We start from the raw sequence: 23,296 nt of genomic DNA, 5'->3' as shown, positions 1-23,296 counted from the left end.
AGATTCGCCCGTCGTGAGGATCGTCGTCGCACGCTGCCAGGTGGACTACGCCGGACGGCTCTCGGCCCACCTGCCGCTCGCCACCCGCGTCCTGATGCTCAAGTCGGACGGGTCGGTGCTGATCCACTCCGACGGAGGCTCCTACAAGCCGCTCAACTGGATGTCGCCGCCGTGCACCGTGCGCGAGGGGCTCTCCGAGGACGGCCAGGCGGAGTGGCTGGTGACCGCGACCAAGACCGACGACACCCTCCGCATCCTCATCGACGAGGTGCTGCACGACTCCTCCCACGACCTCGGCGTCGACCCGGGCCTGCAGAAGGACGGCGTCGAGAAGCACCTCCAGGAGCTGCTCGCCGAGCACCCCACCACGCTCGCCGACGGCCTCACGCTGGTACGCCGGGAGTTCATGACCGCGATCGGTCCCGTCGACCTGATGTGCCGTGACGCCGACGGGTTGTCCGTCGCGGTCGAGATCAAGCGCCGCGGCGAGATCGACGGCGTCGAGCAGCTCACCCGCTACCTCGAGCTCCTCAACCGGGACCCGATGCTCACCAGCAAGGGCCCGGTGCGGGGCATCTACGCCGCCCAGGAGATCAAGCCGCAGGCGCGCGTGCTCGCCACCGACCGCGGCATCACCTGCGCCCTCGTCGACTACGACGCGCTGCGAGGGATGGACGACGCGGAGCACCGGCTCTTCTAGGGCTCGCTACCCTCGCACGGTGACCGACGCGCGTCCCGAGCGCCTCCCCGAGCGCATCTTCCACATCGCCACCGCTGCCGACTGGCGCGCCACGCTGGCGACGGGCACCTACACCACCTCGACGGTCGGCCGGAGCCTCGCGGAGGAGGGGTTCATCCACGCCAGCAGGCGCGAGCAGGTGCAGGGCGTCTTCGACCGCTACTACCGCGGGCTCGGCGAGGACCTGGTCCTGCTGACGATCGACCCGACCCGGCTGGAGTCGGAGGTGCGCGTCGAGCCGGTCGGCGACGACACCTACCCCCACGTCCACGGGCCGATCAACCGCTCGGCGGTCGTCGACGTCGAGCCGCTGAACCGCCGGGGCGGCACCGAGACGCTGATGTCGCTGTGGCTCAAGGGCATGGCCGTACGCATGGGCGCGGCGGTGCTGGTCATGCTGGTCGTCGCCGCGATCGTGCTCGGCGTCCAGCGCTTGGCGTGAGGCTCGGGTGCCGGCTCAGGCGGCCTTCTTCGAGCCCTTCTTGTCGGGCTTGCCGCCCTTGACCGTGACGTCGACCTTCACCAGCCTGCGCTTCTTCACCGTGTAGCCCGGGGGCAGCGTGCCCTCCTTGAGCATCCGCAGCGGGCAGCGGCCGCACTTGGTGGAGGACACGCAGCACTTCTTCTTGGGCAGCTTGGCGACCTTGGCCTTGCCTGCCTTCTTCGACGCGCTCTTGGAACCCACGCCCGCACCCTACAAGACATTAGGCAAGCCTTACCTATTTGTCTCAGGTGACGGCGGTCCCCGCCCACGACCTGGCCGCCCACCCGTCGGCGTCGACCTCGAGCGCCACCACGCCGCAGTTCGGCATCGGGAGGTCGCGGCTGTGGCTCAGGGCGAGGTTGTGCGCCAGGGCGGAGAGCGCCATGCACATCACCCCGCCGTGGCTGATCACCAGCACCGACTCGCCGCGGTGCTCGTCGGCGACCTCGCCGAGGACGGCCTCGTAGCGCGCGACGACCTCGTGGCCGCTCTCCGCCCCGGGGATCCGGGCCGCCAGGTCGCCGGCGAGCCACGCGGCGAACGTGGCCGCGAACGGATCGGGATCGCCGGTCGTGCCGGCCGCGTCACCGACGCCGAACTCACGCAGACCCTTGCGCACGACCACGTCGACGCCCAGCCGCGCGGCCACGATCTCGCCGGTCTGCACCGCACGCGCCATGTCACTGGTCCACACGCGGGCGATCCGCTCGCCGGCCAGCGACTCGGCCAGCTCCCGCGCCTGCTGGCGCCCCAGCGGGCTCAGCCAGCCCCCGGCATCGCTCAGCAGCTCGGACTCGTAGACGGCCTCGCCGTGCCGGGCCACGAACACCCGGGCGGGGCACTGGAGGTCAGTCACCGGCCAACCCCACCACGTCGCCGGCGCAGCCCCACGACAGGGTGACCCCGGCGCCGCCGTGGCCGTAGCAGTGGATGACGTCCCCGACCCGCTCGACGCGGACCTCGGGCCGGGCCGGCCGGAGCCCGACCTTGTGGCGCAGGACCCGGGCGCCCTCCAGCGCCGGGACGAGCGCGGTGGCGCGGTGCAGCACGTCCGCGGCGACGTCCGGGTCGGGCGTACGGCTCCACTCGCCCTCCACGTCCGTGCCCCCCACGACGATCTCGTGGGTGCGGGGCACCACGTAGGTGAGCCCGGCGCCGTCGAGCGTCCAGCGGTCGAGGCCGACCTGCTCGACGACGACCACCTGCCCCCGCACCGGCTGCACGGACGGGTCCGCGCCGAAGTGCCGCGCACCCAGTCCGGTGGCGTTGACGACGAGGCTCCCGTCGCCGGGCAGCGCGGACAGGTTCATCCGGGTCAGGGTGCCACCGAGCTCGTCGATCCTGGCGATGAGCCACCGCAGGTGGACCGGCATGTCGACGACCGGCGCGACGAACGTCCAGCCGTCGGCGTACCCGGGAGGCAGCGCGGTCTCCCGGTCCAGCGCCGGCACCGCGCTGCGCCACCACGGCTCGGGCTGGTGCTCACTCAGCACCTCGGTGCCGGTGAGCATCCGGACGCCGCTGCGCGCATCTGCGGACAGGCCCTCGAGGACGCCGTACGTCGTCGCCGCCCACGCGGTGACCCGCTCCTGCGGCAACGCCCGGTAGGGGTACCAGAGGGCAGCCGCCACGGCCGAGGTGGTCTCGAGCGGCAGGTCGCGCGCCACGACGTCCACGCGGTGGCCGGCCTCGAGCAGGCGTACGGCGCAGGTCAGGCCCACGACACCGGCGCCGACCACCAGGACGCGTCGAGCGGAGGAGGAGGACATGGGCCGAGTGTGCCAGTGGGTCGGGGCGGCGTGCGGCGGCTACTCGCCCGGCCCGGCCGGCACCCGGTCGCGGAGGCGGTCGATGGCGTCGTCGACCGGTCCGGGGGGTGGCAGGTGGTCGGTGATCGGCCTGAGGGGGTCCTCGATCCGGTCCCGCAACGGCGTCCGGGGGCCCTGGTCGCGGCGGCGCTGGTCGTCGACCTCATCGGCCGCGATGTCGGCGAAGCCGTCGATGATGGACTCGGCGGACTCCGAGATCGGGGCTCCGGTCAGCCCGGTGACGCCCTTGACCACCGGCTTGATGAGCATCCCCTTGACCAGGATGGTCTTGACCAGGATCCCCTCCCGGCTCAGGGTCTTCATCGCCTTGACGGCCTTGAGCGCGTCGGCGACGGCGCGCAGCAGCCTGGCCAGCTTGGCCAGCGCGGACGCGACGCGGGACCCGGCGACGGCCGCCTGCGCTGCCGCGGCCGCTCCGCCCGCGGCGGCGCTCGCCCCGAAGGTCACCACGGTCAGCGCCGCGGAGACGACCAGCGTGATCAGGGCCCACTCAATCAGCTCGCGGATGATGGTCTCCACCAGGTCCTCGGCCATCTTGACCTCGAGGGAGGCGTCGAGGAGGTACTCGGCGGTCTCGTCCATCTCGGCGGCGACCGCGTCGATCTGCTGCGCGAACTCGCGCGCCAGGCGCTCGAACGCGTCGCTGGCCTGCCCGGTCCAGCCTGCAGCGGTGCGGAGGGCCTCGTTGAGCTCGGAGTCGCTGAGTGCGCGGGTCCGGCGCGCCATGTCGCGCCAGCGCTCCGCGGTGGCGCTGACCTCGGCGGAGTCCCCCGTGACCCAGTCGAACTGGTCGGCCAGGGGTGAGACCAGGGGCCGCATGACGGCGTCGATCGCGCCGTCCAGCGGCGCCATCCACCCGTTGATCCGCTGCCAGACGTCGACTGCCCCGCTCGCGCTCACGACTCGCCTCGCATCCGGTCGAAGGCTTCGGCCAGGAGGGCCTCCACGTTGCTGAAGTCCTCGACGGTGTCCTTGAGCGCCGAGGCCAGGATCTCCATGCACTCCGCCACCGTGTCGAGCGCCTCGGCCGCCCCGGCGGCACGCTGCTCGGACACCGTCCGGATCTCGTCGCTCTCGGGCAGCTTGCCGAGCGCACCGTCGGGCAGCAGGATCGCCCCCGCCTCGCTCGACATGTCCGAAGCCCGCTCCGACAGCCCGAGCTGGGCGTCGGCCCCGGCGAGCAGCTCCTCGAAGCCGAGCTCGATGCCGGCGCTCATCGTCCCTGCCCCCTCAGTGCACGCAGGTTGGCCAGCTCCTCGTCGACCGAGCGCATCGTGCTGTCGGGGATCCTGCCCTCCGACAGCGCGGCGAGCCGCTCCTCAGGCACCAGGCCGCCGACGATGCGCCGCATGTCGGCGGCCACCGAGACCTGCGCCTCGCGCACGGTCCGGAGGATCTCGACGGCCAGCTGGTCGGCAGCGAGGTCGCGGGCGCTCTCGCTGAGGTGCAGGTCGAGGAGGGCGCCGGCGGGGTTGACCTCCACCCGCACGTTGCCGGACCGGTTCTGGGCCCGCCCACGCAGCTCCTGGAGCTCGCTCTGCATGGCCGCGACGGCCTCGAGTCGTGCCTCGGCGTCCCTCGTGATGCTCTCGATGTCCATCGATCTCCTTCTCGTCGCGGGACACCATGCCCGGGTCGCCCGAGCGGCAAACCGGATCGTAGGGTTCGTGCCGTGAGAGTTCTCGGGATCTTCGACAGTGCCTGGACCCTGCTGGTCCTCGCTGCCACCGGCGCCGTGCTGGGCCTCGTCGTCAAGGCGGCCGTCTCCGCCGACGCCGGCTGGGGCGTGGCGGCAGGGCTGGGCGCACTCGGCGGAGTCGTCGTGCACTACCTCGGCACCGGTCTGCTGTGGATCTACGGCCTCACGGCGGCGGCCGGGGCGGCGAGGCGGGCCACCCGGCGCGACTGAGCGCGACCCCCCGGTCGGCTGGCGGCCCAGCCGTCAGTCGAGCCCGTCAGTCGAGCCGTCAGTCGAGCCCGTTGGCCCTGCGGATCACGTCGACGATCCCGCCCATGATCTCGGTCAGCCCGTAGTCCTTGGGCGTGTAGACCGCGGCCACGCCGAGCTCGCGCAGCCGGCGGCCGTCGGAGTCCGGGATGATCCCGCCGACGATCACGGGGATGTCGGACAGACCAGCGTCGCGCAGGCCGTCGAGCACGTCGGGCACCAGCTCCATGTGCGACCCGGACAGGATCGACAGGCCGATGCAGTGCACGTCCTCGGCCACCGCTGCGGCGACGATCTGCTGCGGGGTGAGCCGGATGCCCTGGTAGACGACCTCGAAGCCGGCGTCGCGAGCGCGCACGGCGACCTGCTCGGCGCCGTTGGAGTGGCCGTCGAGCCCCGGCTTGCCGACGAGCAGCCGCAGCCGGCCACCGAGCTCCTCCCCGGTGGCACGGACCCGCTCGCGTACGGCCGCCAGCTCGGCACCGGCCTCGGCGACGGCCGCGCCCGTGACGCCGGTCGGGCCCCGGTACTCGCCGAAGACGTCGCGCAGGGTGGCGGCCCACTCCCCCGTCGTCGCGCCCGCGCGGGCGGCGGCCAGGGTCGGCGCCATCAGGTTGGCGTCCGTCGCGGCGGCCGCGGCGAGCGCCTCGAGCGCCTCGGCGACCTCGGCCTCGTCGCGCTCCGCCTTCCACGCCTCGACGCTCGCCCGGGCCGTCTTCTCCGCCTCGGGGTCGGCGGCCATGATGGCGCCGTCGAGGTCGGCCGTCAGCGGCGAGGGCTCCGTCGACTCGAACTTGTTGACGCCGACGATGACCTCCTCGCCCGACTCGATCCGGGCGCGCCGGGCGGCGTGGGACGAGACCAGCTCGGACTTCATGTAGTCGACGGCGGCGATCGCGCCACCCATCTCCTGGACCCGGTCGATCTCGGCCCTCGCGCTCGCGACCAGCTCGGCGACCTTCGCCTCGATCACGTGCGAGCCGTCGAAGATGTCGTCGTACTCCAGCAGGTCGGACTCGAAGGCCAGCACCTGCTGCAGGCGCAGCGACCACTGCTGGTCCCACGGGCGGGGCAGGCCGAGCGCCTCGTTCCACGCGGGCAGCTGGAGCGCGCGGGCGCGGGCGTTCTTGGACAGCGTGACGCCGAGCATCTCCAGCACGATGCGCTGGACGTTGTTCTCCGGCTGGGCCTCGGTCAGCCCGAGCGAGTTGACCTGCACGCCGTAGCGGAAGCGGCGCATCTTCGGGTCCTGGACGCCGTAGCGCTCGCGGGTGATCTCGTCCCAGAGCTGGACGAAGGCCCGCATCTTGCAGGTCTCCTCGACGAAGCGCACGCCGGCGTTGACGAAGAAGGAGATCCGCCCGACGACCGTCTCGAAGTCGTCGTCGGAGACCTGGCCGGACTCCTTCACCTCGTCGAGCACCGCGATCGCGGTGCTCAGCGCGTAGGCGAGCTCCTGGGTCGGCGTGGCGCCCGCCTCCTGCAGGTGGTAGCTGCAGATGTTGATCGGGTTCCACTTCGGGATCTGGTGGACCGTGTAGGCGATCATGTCGGCGATCAACCGCATCGAGGCCTCGGGCGGGAACGCGTACGTCCCGCGGGAGAGGTACTCCTTGATGATGTCGTTCTGGGTGGTGCCGGCCAGCTGGGCGGCGACCTCCTCCGGCGACAGGTCGGGGTTCTGCTCCTCGGCCACCACCTGGTACATCGCGAGCATCCACATCGCGACCGCGTTGATGGTCATCGAGGTGTTCATCTCGGTCAGCGGGATCCCGCTGAAGAGCTTGCGCATCTCACCCAGGTGCGGGACCGGTACGCCGACCTTGCCGACCTCGCCACGGCTGAGCGGGCTGTCGGGGTCGTAGCCGGTCTGGGTGGGCAGGTCGAAGGCGACGCTCAGACCGGTCTGCCCCTTGGCCAGGTTGGTGCGGTAGAGCGCGTTGGACGCCTCGGCCGTCGAGTGCCCGGCGTACGTCCGCATCACCCACGGGCGATCCTTCCGCCCTCCAGATTCGCTCATGGCGACACAGTAGGGCGCGGGTTACCGGTCAGTCACCGGGTGGACGTGTGACTGATGCCTCATCGCGTCAGGCCGTGGCGGCGACCTGCTCGACCTCGATGGCGTGGGCCAGCCGGGTCAGGTGCGCCATGCGGCGCACCGCCGGGCCGGGGTTGCGCACGGTGAGGTGGTGGCCCGAGAGCCAGGCGTGCCGGGTGGCGACGGCCAGCAGCCGCAGGGCGGTCGCGTCGATGGTGGACACGTCGGTCATGTCGATGACCACGTCGTCGTCGAAGGTGTCGATGCGCTCGTAGATGGCGTTGCGCACCTCCCACGTGCTGCGCACGTCGAAGTCTCCGTGCAGGACCAGCGTGTGACCCTCGGTGACGATGTCCATCCCGGTGCTCCTGACCGGCGTCCCCCGACGCCATGCTGTGACTGCTGTCACTCCTACTGACGTAGTTGTACCCCTGCGGGTTGCATCCATGCTTCACCTTTTTCGGCGAGTCACGGTCAGTGGGCTCCTTGGTCTCGACGCGCCGAGGCGCCCCGCTAGTGTCGTGACATGGTGAACCTGACGCGCATCTACACCCGCACCGGCGACGCCGGACGGACCCGCCTCGGCGACATGAGCGAGACGTCGAAGACCGACCTGCGCCTCGAGGCGTACGCCTGCGTCGACGAGGGCAACGCCCACATCGGCGTCGCCCTCGCCCACGCCGCGGTCGACGGGAGCCTCGCCGACGACGTGGTCGCGGTGCTCACCCGCGTGCAGAACGACCTCTTCGACGTCGGCGCCGACTTCTCCACGCCCGTCGTGCCGGACCCGAAGTACCCCCCGCTGCGGGTGGAGCAGGACTACGTCGACCGCCTCGAGGCGTGGTGCGACCACTACAACGAGGAGCTTCCTGCCCTCCGCTCCTTCATCCTCAACGGCGGCACGCCCGGCGCCGCGCACCTCCACGTCGCCCGCACGGTCGTACGCCGGGCCGAGCGCGCCGGGTGGGCCGCCTGGGCCGAGCACGAGGACACCATGAACGTCCTCGCCATCACCTACCTCAACCGGCTCTCCGACCTGCTGTTCATCCTCGCCCGCCACGCCAACCGCGAGAACGGCGACGTCCTGTGGGTGCCGGGCGGGGAGCGCTGAGGCACGCCGCCCCACGCGCGCCGGGGGCTGTGGACAAGGACCGCCCGCTGTCGCCGGGCGGTGACACGATGGGCGCGACATGGACATCCGCGACGCGCTCACCGACTCCTACCTCGCCGGGTTCTTCGACCTCGGTGCGCTGGCTCGCGCCCGCGCCTGTGCCCACCTCGTCGAGGACCTCGCGGTCGTCCACGAGACCGACAGCAGCCTGACCGCCACCGCCTCCGTCCGCGGCACCGCCCCTTTCCCCTACCGCGTCCAGCTCCACGCCGAGGTCGATGCCGCCGCCGACTGGGTCTTCAGCTCGTGCTCGTGCCCGGTGGGGCGGATGTGCAAGCACGGGGCGGCGGTCGCGCTGCGCCTCCGTGCCCCCACGTCGGTGGCGGACATGACCCGGGACCGCGTGGCCGGGCCGGCGGAGCCGGAGCCGATGTGGCGCCGCCAGCTGTCCCGCCTCACCGACGAGCTCGAGGCGCGGGCGCGGTCGACCCTCAGCGGCCAGGGGCTCGGCCTCGAGGTCGCCCGTCGACCGCCGTCGCGGTGGTCGCGCAGCACGGCCGGTGAGCTGTCGATGAGACCCGTACGCCCCGGCGCGCGCCGCGGCTGGGCCCGCAGCGGTGCCGAGTGGAGCGACCTCGCCGGTCCCGTCGCACGGTCCCGCTACGTCCCGGCGCAGGTCGACGCCCTGCAGGCGCTGCACCGCGGCCTGGTCTCGCGGCACGCCTACCTCGTCGCCGGGGCGGCCCCGATGCTCGACGACTACGGCGACCGCCTCGTGCCGGCCGTGCGCGCAGCCCTCGCGCGGGGCGTCACCCTGGTCGCGGGCGCCGGACTGTCGTCGGTGTCGGTCGCCGCGGAGCCGGCGGCGGTCGTCGCCGACCTCACCGAGGTCGACGGGAGGCCCACCCTGGAGGTCTCGGTCCGCAGCGTCGACCGGCGCTGGCGGGCGGACGAGGTCGTGCCGATCGGGCGGCCCGCCACCTCGGTAGCGCTCGTCGACGGCGACGACGTCATCCTGGCAGAGCTGACGGAGCCGTGCCACGACTCCGTGATGGACCTCGTCCTCGGTCGTCCCGTCGTCGCCGCGACGGACGAGCGCGAGGCCTTCCTCGAGGCGCTCGCGCCCGTCGTCCGGAGCCTCCGGATGGAGTCGTCCGACGGCTCCGTGGAGGTGCCGGCGGCACCTCGGCCCCGTCTCGCCCTGACGGTGACCTGGCGGTCCTCCACGCACGCCGATCTCGCCTGGTCCTGGGCCTACGGCGACCAGCGGTCGCCGCTCAGCGGCCGGGACGCCCTCGGTGGCCTGCGCGACCCGGAGGCCGAGCAGTCGATCCTCGCGGACGTGCCTGCCGAGCTCCTCGGCACCACGACCGCCTCGGGCGGGGACGCGCTCGCGCTCGCCCTCCACGACCTGCCGCACCTCCGTACGCTCCCCGACCTCGTCGTCGAGGAGGTCGGCCCGCCCGACTTCCGGGAGTCGACGGCGGCACCCGAGATCGCCTTCGTCCTGGCCGAGGCGCAGCCCGACCACACCGACTGGCTCGACCTCGAGGTGCTCGTGAGCATCGACGGCGAGCAGGTGCCGCTGCCCGACGTGCTGGCCGCGGTGACCCGCGACGAGGAGTTCCTGGTCCTGCCGAGCGGCACCTACGTGTCCCTCGACCGACCGGAGTTCTCCCGGCTCCACGAGGCGGTGGCGCTCGCGGCGCAGCTCCGCGAGTCCGAGCCGGGCCGGCTGAGCATCGGCACGGGCGACCTCGGCGCCTGGGCCGAGCTGGCGGAGCTCGGCACCATGGACGCTCGGGCTGCGACCTGGGTCGAGCGGGCCACCGCCCTGCGTGACCTCGACGAGATGCCGCGTCCGGACGTCCCCGACGGCCTGACGACGACGCTGCGCCCCTACCAGCTCGAGGGCTTCTGGTGGCTCGCCTTCCTCCACGAGCACGGGCTCGGCGGGATCTTGGCCGACGACATGGGGCTGGGCAAGACCCTTCAGGTGCTCGCGCTCGTCCAGCACGCGAGGTCGGCCGGCGACACCTCGCCGTTCCTCGTCGTCGCGCCCACCAGCGTCGTCTCCGCCTGGCGGCAGCAGGCGGCCACCCACGCGCCCGGGCTCCGCGTGGGGGTCGTACGCCGCCGCAGCGACGACGTCGCCGCCCTTGCGGCCACCAGCGACCTCGTCGTGACCACCTACGCCATGCTGCGCCTCGCGCGGGAGCAGCTCGCCTCCCGGCGCTGGGGCGGTCTCGTGCTCGACGAGGCGCAGCAGGTCAAGAACCACCAGGGCAAGACCCATGCCGCCGCGCGCGCGATCGACGCCGACTTCCGCCTCGCCGTCACCGGCACGCCCTTCGAGAACCGGTTGCTGGAGCTGTGGGCGCTGCTCTCGCTCGCCGCGCCCGGCCTCTACCCCACTGCTCGGCGCTTCCGCGAGGTCGTCGTGGGCCCGGTGGAGAAGGACGGCGACGACGTCGCACTGCGGCGCTTCCGCACGCGCATCCGGCCCTTCGTGCTGCGCCGCACCAAGGACCTCGTCGCGACCGAGCTGCCGCCCAAGCAGGAGCAGGTGCTCGACGTCGACCTGGGGCCCCGGCACCGCCGGATCTACGACACCCACCTCGCCAAGGAGCGCCAGAAGATCCTCGGACTGGTGGAGGACTTCGACCGCAACCGGGTCGCCATCTTCTCGGCGCTGACCAGGCTGCGACAGCTGGCCCTCGACCCGGCGCTGGTCGACCCCGACCACGAGCACGTCGGCTCGGCCAAGACCGACCTGCTGAGCGAGCACCTGGTCGAGATCACCGCCGAGGGGCACCGCTCCCTGGTGTTCAGCACCTTCACGACCTTCTTGCGCCGGGTGCGCGACCGGCTGACCGAGGAGGGCGTCGCGACGGTCTACCTCGACGGCTCGACCCGCGACCGCGAGGCCGTGATCGACGCCTTCCGCGCCGGCGAGGCCCCCGTGTTCCTGATCAGCCTCAAGGCCGGCGGCACCGGACTGACGCTCACCGAGGCCGACTACGTCTTCCTGCTCGACCCCTGGTGGAACCCGGCCGCGGAGGCGCAGGCCGTGGACCGCGCCCACCGCATCGGGCAGTCGCAGCACGTGCACGTCTACCGGCTCGTCGCGACCGACACGATCGAGGAGAAGGTGATGGCCCTCAAGGCGCGCAAGGCCGAGCTCTTCGCCAAGGTCATCGACGGGGGCGGCGCCTCGACGATGGGCATCACGGCCGCGGACATCCGCGGCCTCTTCGACGACTGAGCAGACCGCGAGCCGACTGCCCGCTGCCGCGCGGTCAGGACCTGACGGCCCCGACCGCGCTCTCGCGCTGCTCTCGTGCCGCCGGCACCACGAGAGCCGCCGGCATCAGCAGGACGGCGACGACCAGCAGCGCCTTGAGGGTGCCGACCTCGTCGCCGACGAACCCGAGGAAGGGAGGCCCGGCGAGGAAGGCCGCGTACCCGATCGTGGAGACCACGCTCACCCGCGAGGCCGCCCGGACCGGGTCGTCGGCAGCCGCGCTCATCCCGACCGGGAAGCCCAGCGAGGCGCCGACGCCCCAGAGCACGATCCCGGTCACGACGAGGGCCGGCTGCTCGGCGAACACGATGAGCAGGACTCCCGCGCCGGCCACCGCCATCGTGCTCCACAGGACGGCGACCCGTCCGAAGCGGTCGATGAGACCGGTCCCGGCGAAGCGACCGGCCGTCATGGCGAGCACGAACACCGCGAAGCCGGCGACGCCCACGGCGTGCGAGACGTCGTGCCCGTCGACCAGCGCCACCGCGAGCCAGTCGTTGGCGGTGCCCTCGGTCATCGCCAGCGCCAGCACCATGACCCCGATGAGCAGCGTGCGCGGCTCGAGCCACGCACGCGCGGCGGAGACGGTGGTCTCCTCGTGCCGCTCGACGACGGGCAGGAAGCTCGGGGACGTACGCCACACGAGCGCGATCGCGAGCAGGACGACGCCCACGAGGTGCACCACGGCGGCGACGCCGAGCTCGATCAGCAGCGCTCCCGCGAGCGCGCCGACGACGGTCCCGGCGCTGAAGCCGGCGTGGAAGCGGGGCATGATCGTGCGGTGCAGGCCGCGCTCGACCTCGGCACCCTCGACGTTCATGGCCACGTCCCAGACGCCGATGCCCAGGCCGTAGAGGAACAGCCCCGCCACGGTCAGGGGGAGCACCGCGCCCAGTCCGAGCGCGGCGGCCAGCATCCCGACGGTCGCGGCGGTCGCGCCCAGGCGCACGATGCGGACGGTGCCGAGGGCGTTGATGGCGGCTCCCGTCGTCGGCAGCGCGAGCACCGAGCCCAGCGCGATCGCGAGGAGCACCAGGCCGAGCTGTCCGTTGGTCAGCCCGAAGCTCGACCGGACCTCGGGGATGCGCGACACCCAGCTGGCGAAGACCAGTCCGTTGAGGAAGAAGGTGAGCCCGACGGCGTTGCGGGCGGCGTTGAGGGTGGGCACGGGACAGCTCCTGGGCGGCGCGGTGGCGAAACGTTTCGATCGAAACGTTTCGATGCTATCGTCCGATCTCGTGTCCGGTCCAACCCGCTCCCCCACCCTGGCCGATGTCGCCAGTGAGGCGGGCGTGTCCCTGTCCACCGCCTCGCACGCCTTCTCCGGCACCAAGCCCGTGTCGACGGCCACCCGCGAGCGGGTGCTCGCAGCCGCGGCGTCCCTCGGCTGGACCGGTCCCAACCCGCTGGCACGCAACCTGCGCCGCGGACGCAGCGGCGTGGTCGGCATCGCCGTCGGGCAGCTGAGCACCGCCTTCCGCGACCCCGCGGCGCTGGCCATGCTCGACGCCGTCTCCGAGGTGCTGGACGCCGCCGGGCTGGGGCTGCTGCTCATGCCCGACGACGCGGAGGTGGGCCTGCCCCTCGACGCGGTGATCTACGACATCTGCGGCCGCGAGACCTGGGGGGCGCACGCCGACCTGGTCGCCCGCGACGTGCCCCTGGTCGTCGTGGAGGGCCCGGCCTGGCCCGGCACCACCTTCATCGACATCGACCACCGGGCCGGAGCCGCGGCGCTGGGCAGGCACCTCCACGGCCTCGGCCATCGTCGGGTCGCGACGCTCACGCTCGAGGCCTCGCACCCCCAGCGCGAGCGGGAGGCCGGCCTGCGCGAGGTGTTCCCCGACGTGGAGCTGATCGGCGCCTGCCCGAGCGACGTCGCGGCGGCGCAGCAGGCCGTCGGAGCGTGGTGGGACGGAGGGGCCGGCGCGTCCGCCGTGGTGTGCCAGAGCGACGTCCAGGCGGCCGGCGTGGTCGTCGAGGCGCGGCGTCGCGGGCTCGACGTGCCGCGCGACCTCAGCGTCGCGGGGTTCGACGGGGTGGTCCTGCCGTGGCTCGACGTCGAGCTGACCACCGTGGTGCAGCCACTGGCCGACAAGGGACGCGCGACCGCGCGAGCGGTCCTGGGGCGCATCGCCGGTGAGGACGTCGACGACGTCCTGCTCCCCGTGGCCCTGCGGATCGGTCGGTCCACGGGCCCGGCCTGAGCCCGGTCCGTCCTCCGGACCAGGACCTACCGCCGGTTCCAGTCGGTGCCCGGGGGCCCGGACTCCAGCCACGACTGGAAGCCGGTGAGCGACGCCTCGCTCATCGCGATCTCGAGCGGGTCGCCGTCGTAGTGGCACGACGCGACCACGTGGCCGTCGTAGAGCGACACCTCCTCGGTGCCGGCCGGCGCGCGGCGACCGGCGTACTCGAGCAGGTCACGCGCCCACACCCGCTTGGGGCGCGGCGAGAGCGAGAAGATGCGGAACCACTCCAGCGACTGGCCCGAGTAGCGGCCGATGCCGAGCAGCCACCCGCGTCCGGGGTGGTCGGTGCGCACCCGGTAGCTGAGCTCGAAGGTGCCGCCGTGCCGGGCGATGAACCGCCGCCGGAAGATGAGGGCGATGCCGTAGAGCAGGGCCAGGAGCAGGCACAGCCCGACGATGTCGAGCGCCCATTCCCAGACCGGCATCCACACCCTCCACACGCAGTGAGCGCACGAACCGACCGGTTCGTGCGCTCACCCTAGCGTCAGCTTTCGGACAGCTGTCAGGAGGCCCGCTCCACGGCGCGGATACGCGCCTCGGCACGACGTACGGCCTCCTGGGCCGCGTCGTCGTTCTCGCCGGCGTCCTTGGCCCGCTCGAGGTCCTGGCGCGCCTTCTCCAAGTCGATCTCGTGCGACATCTCGGCCCGTTCGGAGAGGATCGAGACACGGTTGTCGGCCACCGAGATGAAGCCGGCGTCGACAGCGGCGACCCAGGTCTCGCCCTCCGCCGTCTGCACGTCCACGACGCCCTCGATGATCGAGGACAGCAGCGGCGCGTGGTTGGGCAGGATGCCGACGTCGCCCTCGGTGGTGCGGGCGATGACCATCGTGGCCTGGCCCGACCAGACGAGCCGGTCGGCGGCGACCAGCTCGACCTGGAGGACCTTGTCGGTGGAGAGGTCAGCCATCAGAGGCTCTTCTGGATCTCGGCCCACTTCTGCTCGACGTCGTCCAGACCGCCGCACATGAAGAAGGCCTGCTCGGCCACGTGGTCGTACTCGCCGTCGGCGATCTTGTTGAACGCCTCGATGGTGTCGGCCACCGGCACAGTCGAACCCTCGATACCGGTGAACTGCTTGGCGACGTAGGTGTTCTGCGAGAGGAACCGCTGGATGCGACGGGCCCGGGAGACGATGACCTTGTCCTCCTCGGAGAGCTCGTCGACACCGAGGATCGCGATGATGTCCTGGAGCTCCTTGTTGCGCTGGAGGATCTGCTTGATCCGCACCGCGCAGCGGTAGTGCTCGTCGCCGATGTACTGCGGGTCGAGGATCCGCGAGGTCGACGTGAGCGGATCCACGGCCGGGTAGATGCCGAGCGAGGCGATCTCACGCGAGAGCTCGGTGGTCGCGTCGAGGTGCGCGAAGGTCGTGGCCGGAGCCGGGTCGGTGTAGTCGTCGGCGGGCACGTAGATCGCCTGCATGGAGGTGATCGAGTGACCACGCGTCGAGGTGATGCGCTCCTGGAGCTGGCCCATCTCGTCGGCGAGGTTGGGCTGGTAGCCCACGGCGGACGGCATGCGGCCGAGCAGCGTGGAGACCTCGGAACCGGCCTGGGTGAAGCGGAAGATGTTGTCGATGAAGAGCAGCACGTCCTGCTTCTGCACGTCGCGGAAGTACTCCGCCATCGTCAGGGCCGACAGCGCGACGCGCAGGCGGGTGCCCGGCGGCTCGTCCATCTGGCCGAAGACGAGGGCGGTCTGGCCGATGACGCCGGCCTCCTCCATCTCGACGATGAGGTCGTTGCCCTCACGGGTGCGCTCGCCGACACCGGCGAACACGGACACACCACCGTGGTCCTTCGCGACCCGGGCGATCATCTCCTGGATGAGCACCGTCTTGCCCACGCCGGCACCACCGAACAGGCCGATCTTGCCGCCCTGCACGTAGGGGGTGAGGAGGTCGATGACCTTGATGCCGGTCTCGAACATCTGGGTCTTGGACTCCAGCTGGTCGAAGGCGGGCGCCTTGCGGTGGATGCCCCACCGCTCCTGGACGTCGAGCGTCTCGCCCTCGGCGAGGTTGAGGCAGTCACCCGTGGTGTTGAACACCTTGCCGAGCGTGACGTCGCCGACCGGCACGGTGATGGACTCCCCGGTGTCGGTCACCTGCGCGCCGCGCACCAGGCCGTCGGTCGGCTTCATCGAGATGGCTCGCACCATGCCGTCGCCGATGTGCTGGGCCACCTCGAGGGTGATCGTCGTGGTCTCGCCGGACAGGGTCAGGTCGACCTTGAGGGCGTTGTAGATCGACGGCATGGCGTCGGTCGGGAACTCGATGTCCACGACCGGGCCGATGACGCGCGTGATGCGACCGACCGAGCCGGCGTTGCCGCTCGTGGTGGTCTCTTCAACAGTGGCAGTCATTTCTCTCACTCACTCCCGGCGTTGGCGTCGGCAAGGGCGTTCACGCCACCGACGATCTCGCTGATTTCCTGGGTAATGCCGGCCTGGCGGGCCTGGTTGGCGATTCGGGTGTACTTCTTGATCAGCTCGTCGGCGTTGTCCGTAGCGGACTTCATCGCCTTCTGTCGCGCGGCGAGCTCGGAGGCCGCCGCCTGCAGGAGGGCGAAGAAGATCCGGCTCTGGACGTAGCGCGGCAGCAGGGAGTCGAGGACCTCCGAGGGAGACGGCTCGAACTCGTAGAGCGGCAGCAGGTCGCCCTCGTCGGGCGGCTCGGTCCCCTCGACGACCTCCAGCGGGAGGAGGCGTACCGCGGTCGGCTCCTGGCTGAGCATCGAGCGGAACCGCGTGTAGACCACGTGGACCTCGTCGACCGGCCGGGCGTCGGAGTCGTCGTCCTCGTCGGCGAGGAAGGCCTCGATCAGCGTGGCGCCGATCTCCGCAGCGACGTCGTAGGTCGGCTGGTCGGAGAAGCCCGTCCAGGCCTGCACGACCGCACGCTGGCGGAACTTGAAGTAGGCCTCCGCCTTGCGACCGCTGGCGTAGAGGTCGACGTCCTTGCCCTCGCCCTTGAGCTTCTCGACGAGGCGCTCGGCCTCCTTGATGACGCTCGAGGAGTAGGCGCCGGCCAGGCCGCGGTCGGAGGTGACCACGAGGACGGCAGCCTTCTTGGGGTCCTCCGGCTCGGTGGTCAGCGCGTGGTCGACGTTGGAGAACGTCGCCACGGCCGACACCGCGCGCGTCAGCTCACGAGCGTACGGCGCTGCCGCCTGGGCTCGCTGCTGTGCCTTGATGATCCGCGACGCAGCAATGAGCTCCATGGCACGCGTGATCTTCTTCATCGACTCCGTCGACTTGATCCGCGCGCGGTACTCGCGTACCGAGAGAGCCATTGGGTCAGCCTCGCTTCTGCTTGACGATCTGCTCCTGCTCGACGTCCTCGTCCTCGAGGGCGACGTGCTCTTCCTTGCCGGCCTTGATGCTCTGGCCGTCGGAAGTCTCGAACTGGTCGAGGAAGGAGTCGTAGGCCTTGGCGAGCTCGGCCTCGGCGTCGTCGTCGAACTTCGTCGTCTCCCGGATGCCCGCGAGGATGCCCTCGTGCGAGCGGCGCAGGTAGTCGAGGAACTCGTGCTCGAAGCGCAGCACGTCGTCGGTCGGGACCTTGTCGAGGCGGCCGGAGGTGCCGATCCACAGGGAGACGGTCATCTCCTCGAGCGGGTACGGCGAGTACTGCGGCTGCTTGAGCAGGGCCATCAGGCGCTGGCCGCGGTCGAGCTGCTGGCGCGACGCAGCGTCCAGGTCGGAGGCGAACATCGCGAACGCCTCCATGGCGCGGAACTGCGCCAGGTCGACCTTGAGCGAGCCGGTGACGGCCTTCATCGCCTTGGTCATGGCCGAGCCGCCCACGCGCGAGACCGACACGCCCACGTCGATGGCGGGACGCTGGTTGGCCGCGAACAGGTCGGACTGGAGGAAGATCTGGCCGTCGGTGATCGAGATGACGTTGGTCGGGATGAACGCCGAGACGTCGTTGGCCTTGGTCTCGATGATCGGCAGGCCGGTCATCGAGCCCTTGCCCATCTCGTCGGACAGCTTCGCGCAGCGCTCGAGGAGCCGGCTGTGCAGGTAGAAGACGTCACCGGGGTACGCCTCGCGGCCCGGCGGGCGGCGCAGCAGCAGCGACACGGCGCGGTAGGCCTCGGCCTGCTTGGTCAGGTCGTCGAACACGATGAGGACGTGCTTGCCCTCGTACATCCAGTGCTGGCCGATGGCCGAGCCGGTGTAGGGGGCGAGGTACTTGAAGCCGGCGGAGTCGGACGCCGGGGAGGCCACGATGGTGGTGTACTCCAGCGCGCCGGCCTCCTCGAGGGCGCCACGCACCGAGGCGATCGTCGAGCCCTTCTGGCCGATGGCGACGTAGATGCAGCGCACCTGCTTGTCCGGGTCGCCGGACTCCCAGTTCTGCTTCTGGTTGATGATCGTGTCGATCGCGATCGTGGTCTTGCCGGTCGCGCGGTCGCCGATGATCAGCTGGCGCTGGCCGCGGCCGATCGGGGTCATCGCGTCGATGGCCTTGATGCCGGTGGCGAGGGGCTCGTGGACCGACTTGCGCTCCATCACCGTGGCGGCCTGGAGCTCGAGGGGACGACGGCCGCTGGTCTCGACGTCGCCGAGCCCGTCGATCGGCGTGCCCAGCGGGTCGACCACGCGACCGAGGTAGCCGTCACCGACAGGCACGGAGAGGATCTCGCCCGTGCGACGCACGGCCTGGCCCTCCTCGATCTTGTCGAAGTCACCGAGCACCACGACGCCGATCTCACGGGTGTCGAGGTTCAGGGCGATGCCCAGCGTGCCGTCCTCGAACTCGAGCAGCTCGTTGGCCATGACCGAGGGCAGGCCGCTGACGCGGGCGATGCCGTCGCCGGCCTCCGCGACGGTGCCGACCTCTTCCTTGGACGCCGTGTCGGGCTTGTAGTCGGACACGAAGCGCTGGAGCGCGTCCCGGATCTCGTCCGGACGGATGGAAAGCTCCGTCATCTCATCTCACCTGTTCCTGGTCTGGTCTGCTCGAAAAGTTCTGATGTCTGGCGCCGGGCGTTCAGCCGGCTAGCCGGCGGCGCGCCTCGTCGAGACGGCTGGACACCGTGCCGTCGATGACGTCGTCACCGATCTCGACGCGGATGCCGCCGAGGACGTCGGGGTCCACGACGACGTTGATGTGGATCTCGCGCTCGTAGCTGCGCGAGAGCGCGTCGGCGAGCCGCTGGCGGTCCGCGTCGGAGAGCGGCCGGGCGACGCGGACGGTCGCCACTCCCTGGCCGCGGACCTCGGAGGCCACCTTCTGGTAGTCGGCCAGGGCGACCCCGACCGTGCGGTAGCTGCCCGAGAGCGACTGCTGCACGAGGGCGACGGTCGCCGGGAGGACCTTGTCCCCCAGCAGGTCACCCAGCAGGCGGGACTTGTCCTCCCGGCTGCGGGCCGGGTCGGACAGCGCGTCCCGCAGCGGCGGGTTGTCCTGCACGACCTGGCCGAAGGCGAACAGCTCGTCCTCGAGACGACCTGCCTCGCCTCCGGAGGACTGCACGACCGAGACCACGCCGAGACGCTCGAGGGCGTCGGCGAGGTCGCGGCTGGCGGTCCACCGCTGCGACACGGCGACGACGACGGCCGCGAGCGCGAGCTCGGAGACCTTGCCGGCCAGCACCTCACGGAATAGCCCTGCCTTCGCCTCGCTCTCGATCGACGCATCGGTCGCGACGCGCCGCAGGGCGGGCTCGGCGCGGAGGAGGTCCGCCACGCCGAACAGGTCCCGACCGACCGTGCCGGCGTCGCCCGCGCCCGTGAGGGCGGCGGACGTGGCGGCGTACGCGTCGGCGGAGGCTCCTCGCATCATCAGTTGACGCTCCCCGAGGTGCTGCCGCCCTGCGTCTCGAGCTCGGTGAGGAAGCGGTCGACCACGCGGCTCTGGCGAGCCTCGTCGTCGAGGCTCTCGCCCACGATGCGGCCGGCCAGGCCGGTCGCCAGGGCGCCCACCTCGGCACGCAGCGAGGTGACCGCCTGCTGGCGCTCCGCCTCGATCTGCGTCTTGCCGTGCTCGACGATGCGGGTGGACTCGGCCTGGGCCTGCTCCCGCATCTCGGCGATGATCGCAGCACCCTGCTCGCGAGCCTCCTCACGGATGCGTGCGGCCTCGTGCCGGGCGTCGGCGAGCTGCTTCTCGAGCTCGGCGAGCTTGGCGTCGGCCTCGGCCTGCTTGGACTCGGCCGCGCTGAGGCCTCCCTCGATCGCCTGAGTGCGCTCCGCGAAGGTCTTCTCGAAGTTCGGTACGACGAACTTGCGCATGAGGACGAAGAGGATCGCGAAGACGATCAGGGCGAGGATGACCTCTGACCAGACCGGCAGCACCGGACTGTGGGTCTCGCCCTCCGCCGCCGCCAGGACGATGTGGTCCATGAGTCGAACTCCTACGGTCTAGAGCTGGGGTGCGACGGTCGTCAGAGAGGCAGGACGAACGCGAGCGCGACGGTGATGATGAAGAGAGCCTCGGCAAGAACGAAGCCAAGAATGGCGATCGACTGCAGACGGCTCTGGGCCTCGGGCTGGCGCGCGACACCGGAGATGAACGCGGCGAAGATCAGGCCGATACCGACACCGGGACCGATGGCGGACAGGCCGAGACCGACCAGGTTGATGGAGCCTTCCACGGCTTTTCCTTTCGTCGGCGACGCGTCTCTCGCGCCGCTGTTTGGCGAAACTTGTGGGGTTGTTGCGGATCAGTGCTCGTCGGCGAGTGCTTCGCCGATGTACATCGAGCTCAGGAGCGTGAAGACGTAGGCCTGGAGGAACATGACCAGCATCTCCAGGAAGCTCACGCCGATGCCCAGGCCGAAGGACAGGATGCCGACGGCGCCGTACAGGACGTTGCCGCTGGCCAGGAGGGCCGCGCCACCAGTGGCGAACAGGATCAGCAGCAGGTGCCCGGCGAACATGTTGCCGAACAGACGCAGCGTGAGCGTGACCGGCCGGATGATGATGTTGGAGAAGAACTCCAGCGGCACCAGCAGGAGCAGGATCGGGCCCTTGACGCCGCCGGGCATCGTGGCGTGCTTGAGGTAGCCCAGCGGGCCGTGCTTCCAGATGCCGGCGCCGACGTAGATGCCCCAGCTGAGCAGCGCGAGCGGGACGATGAAGCCGATGCGCGAGAAGCTCGGGAACTGCAGGAACGGGATCACGCCGTAGTAGTTGTTCACCAGGATGAAGGTGAAGAGCGTGAAGAGGTAGGGCACGAACTTCATGTAGTGCTCGCTGCCGATGTTGTCGCGCGCCATGTTGTTGCGCACGAAGCCGTAGACCATCTCCCCGGCGTACTGCAGGCGGCCCGGCACCAGCGAGGCGCTGCGCGAGGCGGCGTAGAAGAAGCCGAACACGACCACCGCGGAGAGCACCAGGAGCACCATCGGCTTGGTGACGTCACCGAAGATCGGCGGCAGCTCGAAGCTCCCCGGGCCGGGGGCGTGGAAGCCCGAACCGCCCTCTGCCGCGACAGGCTGGGTGATGCTCACTCCGACTCCTCGTTGCTCGTCTTGTTGCTCGTCGTGTTGCTGTGGTGCGCCTCGTCGGCAGCGGTCTGCCGGCGAAGCGCCACGATCATCATGTACGTGCCCAGGCCGCCGCCCAGCAGGACCCCCGCCGCCACCAGGAAGCGGGTGCCGAGCCACTGGTCCAGCAGCCATCCGACGAAGCCGTAGAACAGCACTCCGGCCACCAGGTAGCTCGGGGCACTGCTGCTGCGCGGGGGTTCGGAGGAAGTGGCGCTGGACTCGGCCATGGCGCTGCGAACGTTAGCAGTCTCGGTGGTCACGACTCACCCCCGGTCGGGAGGTCGAAGTAGGGGGTGCGCTCGCGGGCGGTGAGCACCAGGTGGGCGGTGGTCCACACCAGCGTGGCGAGGACCATCGAGCCGGCCAGCCAGCCCCGAGCCACGTCGCTCGAGAAGGCCCCTCCCCGCGTGATCGCGAGGAACACCAGGAGCACGATCGCCAGCTGGGTGGCGTAGGTGACCAGCGCGACGAGCAGCGTCGCCGTCGGCATCGCGCTCGCGACCACGTGCAGGGAGAACGTGCCGAACGACACGACCAGGGCGACCAGTCCGGCCCCGACCGCCACGGCAGCGGCGGGCTCGGCGCCGTGCACGACGCCGGCGACAGCGGCGAGGAGTGCACCCGCGAGCACGGTGAGTCCTGCCGCCCGGGTGACGACCCGTACGCCCGGCACGAGGCTGCTGCGACGAGTGGTCGCGGTGCTCTCGGTCGTCATGGCGGCGGCCGTTCTGTCGGGGTCTGGCGGGTCCTGGCTGGCCCTCCGGCGAGCCTGCCCGGGCCTTCGGGAAGGCCTCCGGGACTGCTCGTGAAAACTATCACAAAGTCCCGGGAGCCCTGCAAACCGGGGTCAGGGGATGCTCTCCCCCGGCTGCCGGGACGGCTCCACGACACTCTCTCCGGGGGCGTCGGTCAAGCCCTCGTCGTCGAGCCGGCCCTCGACAGCGTCGTTCTCGGGCAGCCCCGTGTCGCCGAGGCCGGTCTTGCGCGGTCGGTGCACCTGCGGCAGCACGAACGTCAGGGCCACCGTGAGCGCCAGCATCGTGCCCAGGCTCCACCAGACCCACCAGCGGTCGAACAGGCTCACGATCACCGCGCCGGCGGCGATGGTGGCGGCCCACATCCACATGATGAGCACCGCCCGGCGTTGGGAGTGGCCGATCTCGAGCAGGCGGTGGTGCAGGTGCTGCTTGTCCGCGCTCATCGGCGAGCGCCCGGCTCGCGTGCGGCGTACGACGGCGAGCACGAGGTCGACGATCGGCACCATCAGCAGCGAGATCGGCAGCAGCAGCGGCAGCACCGTCACGAACAGGCTGTTGCCCGTGGTCGCCGGCATGCCGACGAACTGCCCGGTCAGCGTGAGCGCGCTCGCCGAGAGCACGAGCCCGATCAGCATCGACCCGGAGTCGCCCATGAAGAGCCGCGCGGGGTGGAAGTTGTGCGGCAGGAAGCCGGCGCACGCGCCCGCGAGCGCCGCGCTCAGCAGCGCGCCCGTGGTCGCCAGGGTGAGGTTGTTCTGGGCGGAGACGAAATAGCAGTAGAGGAAGAACGCCGCAGCTCCGATGCCGACCACCCCGGCGGCCAGCCCGTCGAGCCCGTCGACGAAGTTGACCGCGTTCATCGTGCCGATGACCACCACGAGCGTCAGGGCCGCCCCCTGCACGTCGTCGAGGGAGAACTGGACCCCGTCGGGGCGCGGGAAGTAGTAGAACCGCACCCCCAGCGCGACCAGGAGCCCAGCGGCGAGCACCTGTCCGCCGAGCTTGGTGAGGGCGTCGAGCTCGAAGATGTCGTCGACCACGCCGACGGCGCACACCAGCGCGCCCGCCAGGAGCACCACCCCGGCGTCCTTGAACACGAAGCCCTCGCTGCGCAGCCCGAGGAAGGGCAGCTCGCGCGCCACGACGTACGCCGCGCACAGGCCGCCGAGCATCGCCAGGCCGCCGAGGTAGGGGATCGGCTCGGCGTGCACGTCACGGTCGCGCACCTGCGCGACGGCGCCCGTGCGCAGCGCGATCTCACGGGCCACGACCGTGAGCAGGTAGGTGACCGACAGGGCCACCAGGAAGACGAGGAGGTACTCCCGCAT

At 71.2% G+C, this 23,296-nt stretch carries 27 protein-coding genes; 6 read left to right on the top strand and 21 right to left on the bottom strand.

What is annotated here, in order from left to right; translation table 11 throughout:
* Positions 1 to 13: 13 nt before the first annotated feature.
* Both nucS and EXE59_RS13665 read left to right on the top strand, forming a co-directional pair.
* Positions 14 to 700 carry an endonuclease NucS gene (nucS, locus tag EXE59_RS13670; RefSeq protein ID WP_135839399.1) on the top strand — a complete coding sequence of 229 codons (687 nt, stop codon included), beginning with the start codon at positions 14 to 16 and terminating at the stop codon, positions 698 to 700.
* Between the two features lie 19 nt (positions 701 to 719).
* The gene (locus tag EXE59_RS13665) at positions 720 to 1,181 is read left to right on the top strand and encodes a DUF952 domain-containing protein (protein ID WP_210428992.1); all 462 of its coding nucleotides are present in this window, start codon (positions 720 to 722) and stop codon (positions 1,179 to 1,181) included.
* Between the two features lie 15 nt (positions 1,182 to 1,196).
* On the opposite strand, the gene EXE59_RS13660 is transcribed toward EXE59_RS13665, so the two are convergent.
* Genes EXE59_RS13660 through EXE59_RS13635 form a run of 6 tightly spaced genes read right to left on the bottom strand, consistent with a single transcriptional unit; the run spans position 1,197 to position 4,652 of the window.
* A complete protein-coding gene (locus EXE59_RS13660; RefSeq protein WP_135839398.1) occupies positions 1,197 to 1,424 on the bottom strand; it encodes a hypothetical protein in 228 nt (75 codons plus the stop codon).
* 43 nt (positions 1,425 to 1,467) lie between these two features.
* Positions 1,468 to 2,079 carry a histidine phosphatase family protein gene (locus EXE59_RS13655; protein WP_135839397.1) on the bottom strand — a complete coding sequence of 204 codons (612 nt, stop codon included), beginning with the start codon at positions 2,077 to 2,079 and terminating at the stop codon, positions 1,468 to 1,470.
* Positions 2,072 to 2,992, bottom strand: coding sequence for an FAD-dependent oxidoreductase (locus tag EXE59_RS13650; protein WP_135839396.1), 921 nt, complete (start codon positions 2,990 to 2,992; stop codon positions 2,072 to 2,074). Before EXE59_RS13650 ends, EXE59_RS13655 begins: the two co-directional genes overlap by 8 nt.
* A 39-nt stretch (positions 2,993 to 3,031) precedes the next feature.
* Entirely contained in the window at positions 3,032 to 3,952 is a 921-nt protein-coding gene (locus EXE59_RS13645; protein ID WP_135839395.1) for a WXG100 family type VII secretion target, read from the bottom strand.
* Entirely contained in the window at positions 3,949 to 4,269 is a 321-nt protein-coding gene (locus tag EXE59_RS13640; RefSeq protein WP_135839394.1) for a hypothetical protein, read from the bottom strand. Before EXE59_RS13640 ends, EXE59_RS13645 begins: the two co-directional genes overlap by 4 nt.
* Entirely contained in the window at positions 4,266 to 4,652 is a 387-nt protein-coding gene (locus tag EXE59_RS13635; protein ID WP_135839393.1) for a YbaB/EbfC family nucleoid-associated protein, read from the bottom strand. The genes EXE59_RS13640 and EXE59_RS13635 overlap by 4 nt, the downstream gene beginning before the upstream one ends.
* 72 nt (positions 4,653 to 4,724) lie before the next feature.
* Between EXE59_RS13635 and EXE59_RS13630 the strand changes: the two genes are divergently transcribed.
* A complete protein-coding gene (locus tag EXE59_RS13630; RefSeq protein WP_135839392.1) occupies positions 4,725 to 4,961 on the top strand; it encodes a hypothetical protein in 237 nt (78 codons plus the stop codon).
* Positions 4,962 to 5,019: 58 nt separating this feature from the next.
* Here EXE59_RS13630 and EXE59_RS13625 read toward each other — a convergent pair whose 3' ends face one another.
* Both EXE59_RS13625 and EXE59_RS13620 read right to left on the bottom strand, forming a co-directional pair.
* Positions 5,020 to 7,020, bottom strand: coding sequence for a protein meaA (locus tag EXE59_RS13625; protein WP_135839391.1), 2,001 nt, complete (start codon positions 7,018 to 7,020; stop codon positions 5,020 to 5,022).
* A 67-nt stretch (positions 7,021 to 7,087) separates the two neighbouring features.
* Positions 7,088 to 7,396, bottom strand: a complete 309-nt coding sequence (locus tag EXE59_RS13620) for an STAS domain-containing protein (RefSeq protein WP_135839390.1) — start codon at positions 7,394 to 7,396, stop codon at positions 7,088 to 7,090.
* A gap of 168 nt (positions 7,397 to 7,564) precedes the next feature.
* On the opposite strand from EXE59_RS13620, the gene EXE59_RS13615 reads away from it, so the two are divergent.
* Positions 7,565 to 8,149 (top strand): cob(I)yrinic acid a,c-diamide adenosyltransferase, encoded by a 585-nt coding sequence (locus tag EXE59_RS13615; protein ID WP_135839389.1) that lies wholly within the window; start codon positions 7,565 to 7,567, stop codon positions 8,147 to 8,149.
* 79 nt (positions 8,150 to 8,228) lie between these two features.
* A complete protein-coding gene (locus tag EXE59_RS13610) occupies positions 8,229 to 11,414 on the top strand; it encodes a DEAD/DEAH box helicase (protein ID WP_135839388.1) in 3,186 nt (1,061 codons plus the stop codon).
* A gap of 34 nt (positions 11,415 to 11,448) precedes the next feature.
* On the opposite strand, the gene EXE59_RS13605 is transcribed toward EXE59_RS13610, so the two are convergent.
* Positions 11,449 to 12,621 (bottom strand): MFS transporter, encoded by a 1,173-nt coding sequence (locus EXE59_RS13605; RefSeq protein ID WP_135839387.1) that lies wholly within the window; start codon positions 12,619 to 12,621, stop codon positions 11,449 to 11,451.
* On the opposite strand from EXE59_RS13605, the gene EXE59_RS13600 reads away from it, so the two are divergent.
* On the top strand, positions 12,536 to 13,660 hold the full coding sequence (locus tag EXE59_RS13600; RefSeq protein ID WP_135839386.1) for a LacI family DNA-binding transcriptional regulator: 1,125 nt from the start codon (positions 12,536 to 12,538) through the stop codon (positions 13,658 to 13,660). The two genes, EXE59_RS13605 and EXE59_RS13600, sit on opposite strands and share 86 nt — an antisense overlap.
* A 26-nt stretch (positions 13,661 to 13,686) precedes the next feature.
* On the opposite strand, the gene EXE59_RS13595 is transcribed toward EXE59_RS13600, so the two are convergent.
* The 12 genes from EXE59_RS13595 to EXE59_RS13540 form a co-directional block, all read right to left on the bottom strand.
* Positions 13,687 to 14,130, bottom strand: a complete 444-nt coding sequence (locus EXE59_RS13595) for a DUF2550 domain-containing protein (protein ID WP_135839385.1) — start codon at positions 14,128 to 14,130, stop codon at positions 13,687 to 13,689.
* A 77-nt stretch (positions 14,131 to 14,207) separates the two neighbouring features.
* Positions 14,208 to 14,615, bottom strand: coding sequence for a F0F1 ATP synthase subunit epsilon (locus tag EXE59_RS13590; protein ID WP_135839384.1), 408 nt, complete (start codon positions 14,613 to 14,615; stop codon positions 14,208 to 14,210).
* Positions 14,615 to 16,072: a F0F1 ATP synthase subunit beta gene (gene atpD, locus EXE59_RS13585; RefSeq protein WP_135839383.1), complete on the bottom strand. Its 1,458-nt coding sequence runs from the start codon at positions 16,070 to 16,072 to the stop codon at positions 14,615 to 14,617. Before atpD ends, EXE59_RS13590 begins: the two co-directional genes overlap by 1 nt.
* Before the next feature lie 5 nt (positions 16,073 to 16,077).
* The gene (locus EXE59_RS13580; protein ID WP_135839382.1) at positions 16,078 to 17,001 is read right to left on the bottom strand and encodes a F0F1 ATP synthase subunit gamma; all 924 of its coding nucleotides are present in this window, start codon (positions 16,999 to 17,001) and stop codon (positions 16,078 to 16,080) included.
* 4 nt (positions 17,002 to 17,005) lie between these two features.
* The gene (gene atpA, locus EXE59_RS13575; RefSeq protein WP_135839381.1) at positions 17,006 to 18,646 is read right to left on the bottom strand and encodes a F0F1 ATP synthase subunit alpha; all 1,641 of its coding nucleotides are present in this window, start codon (positions 18,644 to 18,646) and stop codon (positions 17,006 to 17,008) included.
* A gap of 61 nt (positions 18,647 to 18,707) precedes the next feature.
* Complete coding sequence (locus tag EXE59_RS13570; RefSeq protein WP_246056779.1) at positions 18,708 to 19,502, bottom strand: F0F1 ATP synthase subunit delta; 795 nt, start codon at positions 19,500 to 19,502, stop codon at positions 18,708 to 18,710.
* Positions 19,502 to 20,062 carry a F0F1 ATP synthase subunit B gene (locus EXE59_RS13565; RefSeq protein WP_135839379.1) on the bottom strand — a complete coding sequence of 187 codons (561 nt, stop codon included), beginning with the start codon at positions 20,060 to 20,062 and terminating at the stop codon, positions 19,502 to 19,504. The genes EXE59_RS13570 and EXE59_RS13565 overlap by 1 nt, the downstream gene beginning before the upstream one ends.
* A gap of 41 nt (positions 20,063 to 20,103) precedes the next feature.
* A complete protein-coding gene (atpE, locus tag EXE59_RS13560) occupies positions 20,104 to 20,313 on the bottom strand; it encodes an ATP synthase F0 subunit C (RefSeq protein ID WP_030482691.1) in 210 nt (69 codons plus the stop codon).
* Between the two features lie 69 nt (positions 20,314 to 20,382).
* The gene (gene atpB / locus EXE59_RS13555) at positions 20,383 to 21,171 is read right to left on the bottom strand and encodes a F0F1 ATP synthase subunit A (protein ID WP_168218339.1); all 789 of its coding nucleotides are present in this window, start codon (positions 21,169 to 21,171) and stop codon (positions 20,383 to 20,385) included.
* On the bottom strand, positions 21,168 to 21,437 hold the full coding sequence (locus EXE59_RS13550; protein ID WP_135839377.1) for an AtpZ/AtpI family protein: 270 nt from the start codon (positions 21,435 to 21,437) through the stop codon (positions 21,168 to 21,170). Before EXE59_RS13550 ends, atpB begins: the two co-directional genes overlap by 4 nt.
* A 29-nt stretch (positions 21,438 to 21,466) precedes the next feature.
* Positions 21,467 to 21,925 (bottom strand): hypothetical protein, encoded by a 459-nt coding sequence (locus EXE59_RS13545; RefSeq protein WP_135839376.1) that lies wholly within the window; start codon positions 21,923 to 21,925, stop codon positions 21,467 to 21,469.
* Positions 21,926 to 22,057: 132 nt separating this feature from the next.
* A complete protein-coding gene (locus tag EXE59_RS13540) occupies positions 22,058 to 23,296 on the bottom strand; it encodes a glycosyltransferase family 4 protein (RefSeq protein ID WP_135839375.1) in 1,239 nt (412 codons plus the stop codon).

The organism is Nocardioides eburneiflavus (genome assembly GCF_004785795.1).
Classification (GTDB): Bacteria; Actinomycetota; Actinomycetes; order Propionibacteriales; family Nocardioidaceae; genus Nocardioides; species Nocardioides eburneiflavus.
The sequence above is the reverse complement of the archived record's forward strand: the minus strand, read 5'-3'. Positions and strand labels throughout refer to the sequence as shown.

What these genes read in the sequence shown, in the direction of transcription:
- EXE59_RS13650 (WP_135839396.1), bottom strand. Translation starts at nt 2,992, where the DNA reads ATGTCCTCCTCCTCCGCTCGACGCGTCCTGGTGGTCGGCGCCGGTGTC.
- EXE59_RS13570 (WP_246056779.1), bottom strand. Translation starts at nt 19,502, where the DNA reads ATGATGCGAGGAGCCTCCGCCGACGCGTACGCCGCCACGTCCGCCGCC.
- EXE59_RS13615 (WP_135839389.1), top strand. Translation starts at nt 7,565, where the DNA reads ATGGTGAACCTGACGCGCATCTACACCCGCACCGGCGACGCCGGACGG.
- EXE59_RS13600 (WP_135839386.1), top strand. Translation starts at nt 12,536, where the DNA reads ATGCGCGACACCCAGCTGGCGAAGACCAGTCCGTTGAGGAAGAAGGTG.
- EXE59_RS13590 (WP_135839384.1), bottom strand. Translation starts at nt 14,615, where the DNA reads ATGGCTGACCTCTCCACCGACAAGGTCCTCCAGGTCGAGCTGGTCGCC.
- EXE59_RS13545 (WP_135839376.1), bottom strand. Translation starts at nt 21,925, where the DNA reads ATGACGACCGAGAGCACCGCGACCACTCGTCGCAGCAGCCTCGTGCCG.
- EXE59_RS13610 (WP_135839388.1), top strand. Translation starts at nt 8,229, where the DNA reads ATGGACATCCGCGACGCGCTCACCGACTCCTACCTCGCCGGGTTCTTC.
- EXE59_RS13640 (WP_135839394.1), bottom strand. Translation starts at nt 4,269, where the DNA reads ATGAGCGCCGGCATCGAGCTCGGCTTCGAGGAGCTGCTCGCCGGGGCC.
- atpD (WP_135839383.1), bottom strand. Translation starts at nt 16,072, where the DNA reads ATGACTGCCACTGTTGAAGAGACCACCACGAGCGGCAACGCCGGCTCG.
- EXE59_RS13620 (WP_135839390.1), bottom strand. Translation starts at nt 7,396, where the DNA reads ATGGACATCGTCACCGAGGGTCACACGCTGGTCCTGCACGGAGACTTC.
- EXE59_RS13540 (WP_135839375.1), bottom strand. Translation starts at nt 23,296, where the DNA reads ATGCGGGAGTACCTCCTCGTCTTCCTGGTGGCCCTGTCGGTCACCTAC.
- EXE59_RS13635 (WP_135839393.1), bottom strand. Translation starts at nt 4,652, where the DNA reads ATGGACATCGAGAGCATCACGAGGGACGCCGAGGCACGACTCGAGGCC.
- atpA (WP_135839381.1), bottom strand. Translation starts at nt 18,646, where the DNA reads ATGACGGAGCTTTCCATCCGTCCGGACGAGATCCGGGACGCGCTCCAG.
- EXE59_RS13625 (WP_135839391.1), bottom strand. Translation starts at nt 7,020, where the DNA reads ATGAGCGAATCTGGAGGGCGGAAGGATCGCCCGTGGGTGATGCGGACG.
- EXE59_RS13550 (WP_135839377.1), bottom strand. Translation starts at nt 21,437, where the DNA reads ATGGCCGAGTCCAGCGCCACTTCCTCCGAACCCCCGCGCAGCAGCAGT.
- EXE59_RS13565 (WP_135839379.1), bottom strand. Translation starts at nt 20,062, where the DNA reads ATGGACCACATCGTCCTGGCGGCGGCGGAGGGCGAGACCCACAGTCCG.
- EXE59_RS13595 (WP_135839385.1), bottom strand. Translation starts at nt 14,130, where the DNA reads ATGCCGGTCTGGGAATGGGCGCTCGACATCGTCGGGCTGTGCCTGCTC.
- EXE59_RS13580 (WP_135839382.1), bottom strand. Translation starts at nt 17,001, where the DNA reads ATGGCTCTCTCGGTACGCGAGTACCGCGCGCGGATCAAGTCGACGGAG.